Raw genomic sequence first — 12,739 nt, forward strand, 5'->3', positions numbered from 1 at the left:
GTGACTGATCGGCACTCCTGAGTTGCCCATCTAAGCCTTAATTGATTAGGCTTTTCTATGTCTCTTGCAACCCCAATACTCAATAAACGTTTCCATCCTCGTACTGTTGCTAATAACAAAAACCGTCCATCAGCTTTAGCTTCGATCATCCCCAATATTCCGACTGCCATCATCTATTGCGAAGGCAATTTTGGTAAGGTGGATGGTAAAACTGCCAATGGATTGGTTAGGCATTCTGAAAATTATCGGATTTTATCGGTCGTGGATAGTCAATCTGCTGGGCTAGATTCAGGAGAGGTACTTAACGAGGAAAAAAATGGTGTGCCCGTAATGGCCACAATTCAAGCGGCGCTGCAACATGCAGGAGTAACGCCTGATTATTTTATTTTTGGTATTGCCCCTTCCAATGGCTTGCTATCTGATGACGAAAAGACATTGATTCTAGAAGCGATGGAATCAAAAATGAATATTGTTAACGGGCTGCATGAGTTTCTCACTGATAACCCACTATTTGTCGAGTCAAGCCTTCGCAATGATGTGCATATTTTAGATATTCGTAAACCTAAAAACAAAGCAGAACTGCAAACATTCAGCGGTAAGATACATAGCGTACTTTGTCCTAGAATCGCAATCATGGGTACCGATTGCGCTCTGGGCAAGCGAACCACAGCGACTATCTTATCTAATGCGCTGCGCGCGAGAGGACTGAATGTCGTGATGATTGCTACAGGACAAACCGGAATCATGCAGGGGGCCCCTTATTGCGTTGCTTTAGATGCGGTTCCCTCTCAATTTTGTGCAGGAGAGCTAGAAGCGGTGATAGTCAAAGCTTATCAAATTGAGCAGCCCGATCTTATTATCATTGAAGGGCAGGGAGCATTAAGCCATCCAGCGTTTTCAACCAGTTCGTTTATTTTACGTGGCAGTTGCCCGACCAGTGTGATTTTACAGCATGCTCCGCATCGCCTTTACCGTACCGATTTTCCAGAAATGTTAATGCCTTCTGCCCAATCTGAAATCAATCTAATTGAAACCTTTGCGAAGACTTCTGTCATTGGCTTAACCTTAAATCATGAACAAATGTCTGCAGATGAAGTTGAAACGGCGATCGCGACTTACTCTGCCGAGTTGGGCATTCCTGTTACTGATCCACTATCACAACCGATTGATGCACTTTTACATATGGTGGAATCGGTTTATCCGCAGCTAGCCAGTAAAATGGTGACGGAAGGGTGAACTACCCCCGATTAGAAATTAACTGCACAAAGATTATTCATAATACTCAATATCTTATGGCTGAATTGCATCTAAAGGCTATTTCAGTGACCCCCGTAACCAAAGCCAGCTCAGGCCACCCCTTACTGGCACAACTATTTATTAATGCTGGAGCGACAATGCTGGCTGATTCTCGAGTCGAAAACATGCAACGTATGCGCTGCTCTGGTATTTCGATACCTTTGATGTTGATTCGGACACCGATGCTCAGTCAAATAGCAGGGGTCATTAGTGATTGCAGTATCAGCCTGAATACCGAAATTGAAGTGATTCAAGCGCTTTCTGACGAAGCTCAACGAACCAATAGCGATCACAGCGTGATAATTATGGTCGAATTAGGCGATTTACGAGAAGGAGTGATGGCAAAAGATCTGGTTGATTTCATACGTCGTATCGTGTTGCTACCCAATATTATTATTAAAGGTATTGGGGCAAACTTAGCCTGCCGTTATGGGATTGCTCCAGATGAGCAAAAAATGGCGGTATTATCAGCGTTAGCGGATGAAATTGAAGGCACCTTTGATATTCATCTAGACATTATTTCCGGTGGCAACTCCGCGTCATTACAATGGGCGTTGGCACACACTGGCGAGACACGAATCAATCATCTGCGTATAGGAGAGGCAATATTTTTTGGCTATGAATCCCTATATCAAGAAACACTGGCTGGCTTACAAACCGATGCGATGATCTTAACCGCTGAAGTCATAGAGTCTAACTTAAAACCCTCTTTGCCTTGGGGCAAGCGCGGTAATAATGCTTTTGGAGAACAGCAACCGATTGAAGATAGAGGACCAGTGACTCAAGCGATTTTGGCTTTAGGTCGTCAGGATGTCGATGTATCAGGGTTAACGCCGCCGCAAGGGATCACCATTGTCTCTTCGACCAGTGATCACTTGATTGTTGAAACGCTTGGCGAAAAACTACGGGTAGGGCAGAAAGTCTCGTTCAGTCTTAATTACAGCGGTTTTCTTTCTGCGATGTCTTCACAACATGTTTATAAGCTTTTTAGTTATTATAATGAGTGACAGTTTAAGATATCCAGAAATAGTAAAATGATATTCATTATTTCATATAATATGCTTTAAATCCAAGCCAATGCTGATTTAAATTGGGGTTAGTTAGTTGTATGGTACGACGTTTTTCTGGAGTCATTGATTGAATAGCATTTTGGTAATGATACCGATAGATTCGTTGTAGTGTTCCATTTTGCGTTAACTTCTCTATACCACGTTCAATAGATTTTTTTAGATCCAATCGCTGAGGGTGAAGGTAAAATACAATCGGTAATGGATAAAACAACATCATGTTTGTTTCAATTGTGATCTCTTGATTTGTATTTGATGACTGTTTAAATAAGCTTTGTACTTCATTGATGCCCAGAAGAATAAAGTCACATAATCCTTCTCTCAGCATAAGAAACATTTGGTGTAGCGAACCTTTTTCAAGTACTTGATAGCCGTTATAGCGTAATAAATCTGCATCTGCCCAAGTGGCTGGAATTCCTGCGATTTTATTTTTTAACGCTGATTCTTCGATATGATCAAACAAGGCTTGCTCTGAAGTACGGATAACTAATATTCGACAGCCGAGGATTCCTCCACAGATCGGCTGGTGAATAGCAATATGTTCATCTTGAGCAAATTTACGATTACCTGCGACGGTAGTTAGCAAATCCGCGCCACGTTGGAAAATTCTACTTTCATCCTCAGCGTTAGGATAATCAGTGGTGTCATGAATAATCGACCATGGCATATTGCCCCCCTGCTGTATAGCAGATAACACATTAAACTCATGCTGTTGACGAGCCAAAGATTTATTACCATTCCAGAAGCGAAGCTCATTCATGATTACTTTTCTCTCTTTTTTATGTCGTAAGTTAACCATTATCATTTCATTTAATGCGCCAAAAAGAAAGCGCTTTCTTTTTGGCGCATGCTTTTCTAATCTAGGATTAAAATCATAATTATTACTAACGATGATAATAAAAGCGATAAAAATCCATCTTATTTCACAAAACAGAAGGCTTTGTTCATGTCATAACTGTATGAATAAAAAGGTTTTTTATTTTATTATGTTATGATTAATGTGTAAGCAACTGATAAATATGAATTTATTTAAAATGTGATCTAAGGTTTGTTTTACTGATTCTGATTTGAATAATCGAAGTTAAAGCAGCAGAATTTACTAAAGAAAGCGCTTTCTTTTGGTTTTTCCATTAAGTTTTTGAAAAAAAAATCACTAAATTTATCTAGGAATTGCTTTTAAGTATTCAATTAAAACAAGGACATATGAGATGGATAAGAACAAGTTGCTTGCTACTTTCGCTGCTGGACTGATGATGTCCAGTGTTACTGTGACTGCGGCTGAAATTAAGCAAGGCGGGACACTTACTGTGCCGATCATCAATACAGGCTTCGTTGATAACTTTAATCCGTATACTACAAAAGATTTACTCCATGGGGTGATGTTCGAGCCGTTGATGGTCTTTAACAACATGACAGGTAAGACCGATTTTCGTTTAGCTAAGTCTTATACTTATTCAGATGATCTTAAAACCATTACTTTAAAACTTCGTGACGGTTTGCAATGGTCTGATGGTGCTCCGCTCACTGCCGATGATGTTGTTTATAGTTTTATGTTGACCAAGGACGCTCCTGCGTTCGATCAACGTGGCATTTGGTCAGCTAACAACCTACAAACAATCACTGCCAAAGACAGCACGACCATCGTATTTGAACTTGCTGAGGCAGATTCTACATTTGTATGGAATTTAGAGCGTTACCATATTGTACCAAAACATATTTGGTCAAAAGTGGAAAATTTAACGACATTCACGAACCCAAATCCGGTAGGTAGCGGCCCGATGACGGTAGTCAAATATATCAGGCCTCAGCAAATGGAGCTATGTCGTAACCCTAAGTATTATTTAGAAGGTCGGCCTTATTTAGATTGTATTAATTTCCGCTCTTACAATGATAACTCTCAAATCCAACCTGCCTTGATGAAGGGTGAAATTGACTGGGGCTCAAATTTTATCGCTGATGTTGAATCAACCTTTGTTGGTGTTAATAAAGCGAATAATCATTTCTGGTATCCCGCTAATGACGCCATTCATCTATATATGAATACCAAACAAGCTCCTTTTAATGATTTACGCGTACGCCAAGCACTCTCGATGGCATTAGATCGTGAAGCCATTGTTGATATCGCAGCTTACGGCTATCCAACGCCTAATCACAACGTGGGGGGGATTGCAGAATTATATCAAACCTATATAGATCCAAAAATTAACGAAAAGTATGGTTATTTAAGTCAATACGATGTGGAAAAAGCAAAAAAATTATTAGATGAAGCAGGAATTATCGATCGTAATGGTGATGGCTTGCGCAATAATAATGATGGTTCTACAGTCTCGTTTGATATTGAAGTAGTTAATGGTTGGACGGATTGGATTCAAGTTGCACAGATGGTGAGTGAATACTTTGAAGAGATTGGAATTAAAGCGAACATTAAAACGGTTGATTGGGCTGTTTATGATGCCAACTTAAAAGAGGGTAAATATAGTATGTCGATCAATTGGTCGATGGTCGCTACTAACCCAATATTAGCTTTCCAAGAGTATTATCATACTTCTAGAATTGGTAAGACTTGGCATGCTGGACATGGAATCAACTCACCTCAGATTGATCAATTAATTGATAGTTTTGGTAAGACTGGAGATGCAGATAAGCAACGAGAGATTCTCTCACAACTGCAAAAGTATACCGCTGAAAACATCCCGTTTATTCCACTCTTTTCTAATCCAACGTGGTTCCAATATAGTACCGCAAAAATTGTCGGGTGGCCGAATGCAGAGAATCCATACGTTCAACCGGTCTGGTATGATGGTGGGAAACGAGTGCTAATTCTTAATAATTTACACCTGAAATAACGGGTTAGTTTTAATAGGTAGTTGCCATCGATTTAGGGATGGCAACGAGGTTAAAGGTGTACTATGTCGTTTTTACTTCGTCGTTTTGGTTTTTATTTCACAGCCTTTTTGATTGCGATTTCATTTAATTTCATGTTACCGCGTTTGATGCCTGGCGATCCCGTCGATGCATTATTTGCCGCAGCACAAGGACGTATGGATCCTGCGCAAATGGATGCCGTGCGGGAAATGTATGGATTTGTCGATGGTAATTTATTTGAGCAGTATCTTGCTTACATAAAAAGTGTCTTCACGCTTGAATTAGGGCCTTCAATTTTAATGTTTCCTGTGAGTGTTTCAGACGTGATTGCTATGGCATTACCATGGACCATGTTTCTGGCATTGGGATCATTAATCGTTGCATTAATTATTGGTGTCAGTATCGGAACCTATGCATCGTATCGTCGTGAAGGATTATTTGGCCAAGTTGTACCTCCAGTGTTGGCATTCATTAGTAATTTTCCTTATGTCGTTACGGCACTGTTACTGTTTTACTTCTTTGGTTTGAAGTTAGAGTTATTACCACTGGCTTATACTTATGATCCGTCATTACGACCAGGCTTTAATTTTGAATTCATCGTTAGTGTCATCAAGCATGCGGTTCTCCCTTTAGGTTCAATGGTTGTTGTCGGCATTGCGACCTGGGTGTTTAACATGCGTAATGCGATGATCAATGTTCTTGGGGAAGATTATGTCACTATGGCTGAAGCCAAAGGATTAAGCAGTTTTCGAGTGATGTATCGCTATGCAGGTAGAAATGCCATTTTACCAGTTGCAACTGCAATTGCTATGGCGATTGGTTTTTCTTTCGCGGGTTCAATCATGACCGAAGTTGTATTTAATTATCAAGGATTGGGCAACATTTTATTGAAAGGTATTGTTGCTCGTGATTATCCATTAATTCAGGCCATTTTATTGATTTTAGTGACAGCGGTTCTAACGGCTAACTTTATCGCCGATCTGCTCTATGTCTGGCTTGATCCTCGTATTTCTCATTAAGGTGTAACATGGATAAGACAATTCATAACCATAAAGAGTCTGAACTAGGGGAGCGTTATGCCCGTGAATCTCGCTTCTCTTGGAAAAAGATAAAAAAATCATTAGGTAAAATCTATGCCTTTTTCTATGGCAATCCTCCAGCGATTATTGGCGGGTTACTACTCTCAATAATTTTATGTGGAGCGCTCTTTGCCCCGATACTTGCCAGCCATGACCCCGAACGCCGCGTTGCTCGTCCTCATATAGCTCCGAACGCGGAACATGTTTTGGGGACTACACGTGGTGGACGTGATGTCTATAGCCAAGTCCTCTATGGTGCACGTAAATCACTAACGGTTGCTATTTCTGCCGGTATTATTGCCATGAGTTTGGCGGTTATTATTGGTGTTTCATCAGGTTATTTCGGTGGAAAAATTGATGAACGTTTGAATTTCCTAACGAATGTGTTTCTTGTTTTCCCACAGTTACCACTGTTGATTGTTTTAGCTGCCTTTTTGGGACAAGTTGGGTCACTAGTGATAACGATCTTACTTGGAATCACCTCCTGGCCTTGGGGAGCGCGAGTGATTCGTTCACAAACGATGGCGATTCGTAATAAAGAATTCATTATTTCTGCAGAAGTCATGGGTGAATCAAAAATTCGTATTATCTTAGTAGAAATTTTGCCTAACCTAGTTTCAATAGTTTTTGGTGGTTTTTTAGGCACGGTGATCTATGCCATGGGGGCTGAGGCTGGGTTGGGAATTCTCGGTTTAGGCGACGCTACGGAAGTGAGCTGGGGATCAATGCTGTATTGGGCTCAGACTTCTTCATCACTTTATACTGGGGCTTGGTGGGAAATGATGGTGCCAGCTTCAGCTCTAGCGATAACGGGGGGTGCGCTTGCGTTGATTAATATGTCAATTGATCAAGTGAGTAACCCGAAACTTCGCACGGGGCCACATATTAAATTATGGCATCAATTGAAAAAGCAAGCAGATAAACGTCGGGGTCTAGTATGAGTCAGTTACTGGAAATTAATAACTTGTGTGTCGATTATGTCTCACCGAATGGTGTCGCTCGAGCCGTTAATAACGTCAGCTTAACGATTGCTCCTGGTGAAACCCTAGGTATTGCAGGAGAATCCGGTTGCGGTAAAAGTACGTTAGCGTTTGCTATTTCACGATTACATAAAGCCCCTGCGTTGATTTCGGAAGGCGAAATTCTCTATCAAGGTAAAGACGTATTGAAAATGAATGATCGCCAGTTAAGGGATTTTCGATGGAATGATGTTTCAGTCGTTTTTCAAAGTGCAATGAATTCACTCAATCCAGTGATAACGATTGGTGAACAGTTAACGGATGTTATTCTTGCTCATCGCAAAGTGAGTTATAAACAAGCGCTTGAACGAGCAGTGGAGCTACTTAAGATCGTTGGTATTCATGCTGATCGTATTCATAGTTTTCCGCATCAACTTAGCGGCGGCATGCGCCAGCGAGTTGTTATTGCAGTGGCATTAGCCCTTGAACCTAAGCTGATCATCATGGATGAGCCGACCACGGCATTAGATGTCGTGGTAGAACGAGAAATTTTGAATGAGCTTTATGAACTTAAAAGTAAATTTGGCTTCTCGATTTTATTCATTAGCCATGATTTAAGTTTAATGGGTGAAATTGCCGATCGTATTGGTGTGATGTACGCCGGTAATTTGATTGAACTGGGGGAGGCGCAAAATGTTTTTGGTGACTCACAACATCCTTACACTAAAGGTTTAATCTCTTCCTTTCCTACTATTCATGGTCCTAAAGAACGTCTTTACGGCATTCCTGGGAATCCAGTTAATTTGCTGCAATTACCCGTTGGGTGCAATTTTCAAGAGCGTTGCACATTGTGTTACACAGAGTGTCAACAGCAGCAACCAAGCTTGACTCGTGTAAGTAATAGCAGCCAAGTTGCTTGTCATTTGGTTTAATTAGGGGGAAGTATGCAGCAAAATAATACGCCAGAGGTGATTCTGTCGATTAGAAATCTAGTCAAAGACTTCCCTCTTGGACAGTCCTTAAAAACTAACCTTATGCGTGCCGTCAATGATGTTTCATTTGAACTGCGTAAGGGAGAAGCATTAGCGATTGTGGGTGAGTCGGGCTCAGGAAAAAGTACTGGAGCCAGAATATTAACGCGTATCTATGACAAAACTGAGGGTGAAATTACTTTTAAAGGCCAACCGTTAGCGGATTATATTAAGCAACACGGCGAACTAGAATACGCCCGTCAAGTTCAGATGATTTTTCAAGATCCTTTTGGTTCTCTGAACCCTGTGCACACGATTTATCATCATATAGCTCGACCTCTGCAAATCCATAGGCGTGCAGATAACCAGGTAATACCACGCTTAGTATATGAATTACTTGAGTTGGTTGGTTTATCACCTGCAGTAGAAACTGCTGAGAAATATCCGTATGAGCTGAGTGGTGGGCAGCGTCAACGTGTCGCTATTGCACGAGCGATAGCGGTAGATCCTGAAGTGATTTTAGCAGATGAGCCTATCTCTATGCTCGATGTTTCCGTACGTCTTGGCATTCTTAATTTAATGGCTGATTTAAAAAATAAACACGGTATTTCGTTTATGTATATTACTCACGATATCGCGACAGCACGTTATTTTGCAGAAAAGACAGCGGTCATGTATGTCGGTCATATGGTCGAATGGGGAGAGAGCGATAGTGTAACTCAAAATCCGCAACATCCTTATTCTCAGTTATTACTTTCAGCGGTTCCTGAGGTTGGGCGTGCGGGACGGCGTGAATTAAAAGCTAAAAAAGGGGAAATTCCACTTTGGAAGCCAAGTAGTGTGGGCTGTCCCTTTGCTCCTCGTTGCTTGAAAGCTACATCTGTATGTGACCAATCGCTACCTCCCGCGATTCAAGTGACTGAAAACCATTTTGCGCGCTGTCATCATCTTGAATCAACCAGCTGATAAACCGTGCAGTTAATTATTTGATATTTTTTGAAAGCGCTTTCTTTTTGCTTTCTTAGACAGAATAAATGTTGGAATAAACTATGAATATTGGAAAAAATCAAACTCAATCGGTTTCTGGTCGTTTCATCGATCTATTGGGTGAACGTTATTACAAAATTTCTCACGTCGATAATATGGATCCATTTTTTATCAGTATCGTATCTGCCAGCGATCATTGGCTCTTTATCTCCTCGACAGGGAGTTTATCTGCAGGGCGTATTCGTCCAGAGAATGCGTTATTTCCTTATAAATCGGTCGATCACATTCATGAAAGTGCCGAAAATACCGGCTCTAAAACGATTGTTCGTCTCAAGCATGATGAGAGTATCATGCTTTGGGAACCGTTTAATCGTTTTCATGATGGGCTTTATCAGCTTGAGCGGAATCTATATAAAAATAGTATGGGGGACAAAATTGTTTTTGAAGAGATAAACCATACGCTACAGATCAAATTTCAGTATTCTTGGGCTACGAGTGAAGCATTTGGGTTTGTTCGCCGTGCGCAGATTAGCGATCTTTCAGGTCAAGATCGTCAATTGGATATCCTAGATGGTTTACAGAATGTATTACCCTCAGGTGCACCGCTATCGGCTTTACAAACGCGCAGCGCTCTCGTTGATGCTTATAAATGGAACGAGCAAGTAGAAGGGACCTCACTTGCGCTTTATACCATGTATGCCAAACTCAGTGATCGCGCTGAGCCTGCGGAGTCGTTATTGGCTACAACGATCTTTAGTATTGATAGTGATGATAATAGTATCTTACTTAGCAGCGAACAATTAACGGCATTTCGTCGTGGAGAGAGTATTGTTAGTGAATCTCTAACTCGCGGTGTGCGTGGTAGCTATTTACTAAATAAGCGATTCACATTGGCTGCTGGAACAGAGAAGCACTGGTTGATTATTGCTGATATCGACAAAAATCATTGCGCAGTGCGAGAACTTGAGCAGAAACTTAAAACCGATGATATAGAAACACAGATTGAAATTAGCATTGCTAAAAATCAACAAGAGCTGATCGCCTTAATGTCGGGTGTAGATGCATGGCAAGTTACCGCCGAAGAGACAACCTTTGTTCATCATTATGCTAACGTACTTTTTAATGGTATGCGTGGTGGTGTGGTTGAAAATAACTACTGGTTAGATAAACAAGATATTCTAAAAACCATGATGAAAACCAACTCAACATTGGTAACTCGTCATGATTCATTTTTTGCGGAGTTGCCTGACTCCCTCACTCACGCTCAGTTAATTACTTTGGCAAAACAAACGGATGATCCACAATTAGTTCGTTTGAGTTATGAATATTTGCCATTAACATTTGGTCGTCGTCATGGTGATCCCAGCCGCCCATGGAATCATTATGAAATAAAATTGAAAGATGAGAAGGGAGAGCGTTTACTATCCTATCAAGGCAACTGGCGTGATATTTTTCAAAACTGGGAAGCGCTCGCACTGAGTTATCCGGGCTTTATTACTTCATTCATGGCTAAATTTGTTAATGCTTCTACGATGGATGGCTATAATCCTTATCGTATTACGAAAGAGGGGATTGATTGGGAGCAGGTAGAAGTTGATGATCCTTGGAGTAATATAGGTTATTGGGGGGATCATCAGATTATTTATTTATTTATTGAAGTTCCTTGAACTCGCGAAACAATATCAAGCAGAAGAACTCAATGAGTTACTTTGCAGTGATATCTTTAGTTACGCTAACGTGCCGTATGAACTCTGTAGTGTTGAGAAGTTATTTGCTAATCCTAAAAATACTGTCGTATTCAATCATGATTTACAAAAAATCATTGAAGATAGAGTTGCTCGACTAGGAAGTGATGGACGCTTAATTCTTGATGGTGAAGAGAATGTCTATCAAGTGAATCTGTGTGAAAAAATCGTGGTTCCGCTATTAGCTAAACTAAGCAATTTAGTGCTCGATGGCGGCATTTGGCTCAACACGCAGCGGCCAGAATGGAACGATGCTAACAATGCAATTGTCGGTAATGGTTTATCAATGGTCACCTTGTATTATATGCGCCGTTACGTCACTTTTCTGCATGATTTATTGGCCGATATACCAAACTCTGTATCGATTTCTCAAGAGGTCTTTGATTGGATGCAATCTACTACTCGCATCTTGCAAGACGCCGTAAAAGAGATTCGGCAAGGGACGGTGAATCGTCAAACTCGTAAAGCGATTCTTACCCCAGCTTGAGAAAGCTGCTGATGATTATCGTCAGCGTATTTATCGTATGAATGGACTTTCAGGAAAAATGAAAGTTGAAAAAAATGTATTTGATAAGTTACTGGACGCAAGTTTGCAGGTTCTCGACTCGAGCATTCATCATAACTTGCGTGATGATGGATTATATAATGCGTATAACATTCTCAATTATTCTGGCGAAAGTCTCAATATTGAACCGCTTTACCCAATGTTAGAAGGACAAGTTGCGGTACTTAGTGCTGGTATTTTATCGCCTAAGCAAGCGGTCATGTTATTAGGTAAGTTATTTAATAGTGAAATGTATCGTGATGATCAACAAAGTTTTATGTTGTACCCAGATCGAGAATTACCGGCTTTTGTTCAACGCAACCGTATTGATGTTACTGATGTTACCGCTAAACTTGCCATCACTCAAATGCTAGCGAGAGATGATCAACGGATTATACAGCAAGACGTTCATGGTGATTATCACTTCCATGCTTCGTTTGAAAATGTGGGTGTCCTACGTAGCGCTATACAAAACATTAAAGGTGATTATCCAGAGTTAGCGACAGAGTCATGGGACGAATTAGAGACGCTTTATGAACACGTATTTAATCATAAAGCCTTTACTGGACGTTCAGGCACAATGTTTGGCTATGAAGGATTGGGGTGTATTTATTGGCACATGGTTTCTAAACTGCTATTAGCGGTCCTGGAAAACTATCAAACCGCGTTTTCATTAGATCCAGACAGCCTAGAAACTAAGCAATTAGCAGAATATTATTATCGAGTTCGTCAGGGTATTGGTTTTAATAAAACGCCTCAAAATTACGGTGCATTTCCAACTGACCCTTATTCTCATACTCCGAAGCATGCTGGCGCTCAACAACCGGGTATGACAGGACAAGTCAAAGAAGAAATTTTGACTCGATTTGCAGAGTTAGGGATTATTGTTAAAAATGGCTCTATTTATATTCAGCCGAATTTGTTGAAAAAGCAGGAGTTTTTAACCCAAACTGCCTCGTTTACTTGTCTTGATGTATCTGGTGAGAAACACAGTTATGTATTGGATGTTGGACAGCTAGGTTTTACTTACTGTCAAGTACCGTTTATTTATCAGTTATCGGTTGAAGCAGAAGGACAAATTGAAGTGATATTTGATGATGGTCGCCAACAGTTATTTTCACAATTACAGTTAAATACGGTGATTAGCCAACAGATCTTTGCGCGTACGGCAAAAGTGACTAAAGTCGTTGTTACTTTACCTGAGTCTATGCTCTATCGTTAAGTAA

Annotated in this window: 8 protein-coding genes and 1 pseudogene; 8 read left to right on the forward strand and 1 reads right to left on the reverse strand. The window is 40.6% G+C overall.

Going from position 1 to position 12,739, the window contains the following annotated elements; all coding sequences use genetic code 11:
* The first annotated feature begins 57 nt into the window (after positions 1-57).
* Together VIB_RS06435 and VIB_RS06440 are read left to right on the forward strand one after the other, a co-directional pair.
* Positions 58-1,236: an N-acetyltransferase DgcN family protein gene (locus VIB_RS06435; RefSeq protein WP_004395156.1), complete on the forward strand. Its 1,179-nt coding sequence runs from the start codon at positions 58-60 to the stop codon at positions 1,234-1,236.
* Positions 1,233-2,303, forward strand: coding sequence for an alanine/ornithine racemase family PLP-dependent enzyme (locus tag VIB_RS06440; protein WP_004395157.1), 1,071 nt, complete (start codon positions 1,233-1,235; stop codon positions 2,301-2,303). Before VIB_RS06435 ends, VIB_RS06440 begins: the two co-directional genes overlap by 4 nt.
* 37 nt (positions 2,304-2,340) lie before the next feature.
* On the opposite strand, the gene VIB_RS06445 is transcribed toward VIB_RS06440, so the two are convergent.
* Complete coding sequence (locus VIB_RS06445; protein ID WP_004395158.1) at positions 2,341-3,162, reverse strand: type 2 periplasmic-binding domain-containing protein; 822 nt, start codon at positions 3,160-3,162, stop codon at positions 2,341-2,343.
* A gap of 409 nt (positions 3,163-3,571) precedes the next feature.
* Between VIB_RS06445 and VIB_RS06450 the strand changes: the two genes are divergently transcribed.
* The 6 genes and pseudogenes from VIB_RS06450 (at position 3,572) to VIB_RS06475 (ending at position 12,735) form a co-directional block, all read left to right on the forward strand.
* The gene (locus VIB_RS06450; RefSeq protein WP_004395159.1) at positions 3,572-5,209 is read left to right on the forward strand and encodes an ABC transporter substrate-binding protein; all 1,638 of its coding nucleotides are present in this window, start codon (positions 3,572-3,574) and stop codon (positions 5,207-5,209) included.
* Positions 5,210-5,272: 63 nt separating this feature from the next.
* On the forward strand, positions 5,273-6,247 hold the full coding sequence (locus tag VIB_RS06455) for an ABC transporter permease (RefSeq protein WP_004395160.1): 975 nt from the start codon (positions 5,273-5,275) through the stop codon (positions 6,245-6,247).
* Positions 6,248-6,255: 8 nt separating this feature from the next.
* Positions 6,256-7,248, forward strand: coding sequence for an ABC transporter permease (locus tag VIB_RS06460; RefSeq protein WP_004395161.1), 993 nt, complete (start codon positions 6,256-6,258; stop codon positions 7,246-7,248).
* A complete protein-coding gene (locus VIB_RS06465; RefSeq protein WP_004395162.1) occupies positions 7,245-8,198 on the forward strand; it encodes an ABC transporter ATP-binding protein in 954 nt (317 codons plus the stop codon). The genes VIB_RS06460 and VIB_RS06465 overlap by 4 nt, the downstream gene beginning before the upstream one ends.
* A gap of 12 nt (positions 8,199-8,210) precedes the next feature.
* Entirely contained in the window at positions 8,211-9,203 is a 993-nt protein-coding gene (locus VIB_RS06470) for an ABC transporter ATP-binding protein (RefSeq protein WP_004395163.1), read from the forward strand.
* 83 nt (positions 9,204-9,286) lie between these two features.
* Positions 9,287-12,735, forward strand: a pseudogene (locus VIB_RS06475) (hypothetical protein).
* Positions 12,736-12,739 lie beyond the last annotated feature (4 nt).

The sequence above is a fragment of the Vibrio metschnikovii CIP 69.14 genome (genome assembly GCF_000176155.1).
Lineage (GTDB): Bacteria > Pseudomonadota > Gammaproteobacteria > Enterobacterales > Vibrionaceae > Vibrio > Vibrio metschnikovii.

What these genes read in the sequence shown, in the direction of transcription:
- VIB_RS06435 (WP_004395156.1), top strand. Translation starts at nt 58, where the DNA reads ATGTCTCTTGCAACCCCAATACTCAATAAACGTTTCCATCCTCGTACT.
- VIB_RS06445 (WP_004395158.1), bottom strand. Translation starts at nt 3,162, where the DNA reads ATGGTTAACTTACGACATAAAAAAGAGAGAAAAGTAATCATGAATGAG.
- VIB_RS06450 (WP_004395159.1), top strand. Translation starts at nt 3,572, where the DNA reads ATGGATAAGAACAAGTTGCTTGCTACTTTCGCTGCTGGACTGATGATG.
- VIB_RS06455 (WP_004395160.1), top strand. Translation starts at nt 5,273, where the DNA reads ATGTCGTTTTTACTTCGTCGTTTTGGTTTTTATTTCACAGCCTTTTTG.
- VIB_RS06460 (WP_004395161.1), top strand. Translation starts at nt 6,256, where the DNA reads ATGGATAAGACAATTCATAACCATAAAGAGTCTGAACTAGGGGAGCGT.
- VIB_RS06465 (WP_004395162.1), top strand. Translation starts at nt 7,245, where the DNA reads ATGAGTCAGTTACTGGAAATTAATAACTTGTGTGTCGATTATGTCTCA.
- VIB_RS06470 (WP_004395163.1), top strand. Translation starts at nt 8,211, where the DNA reads ATGCAGCAAAATAATACGCCAGAGGTGATTCTGTCGATTAGAAATCTA.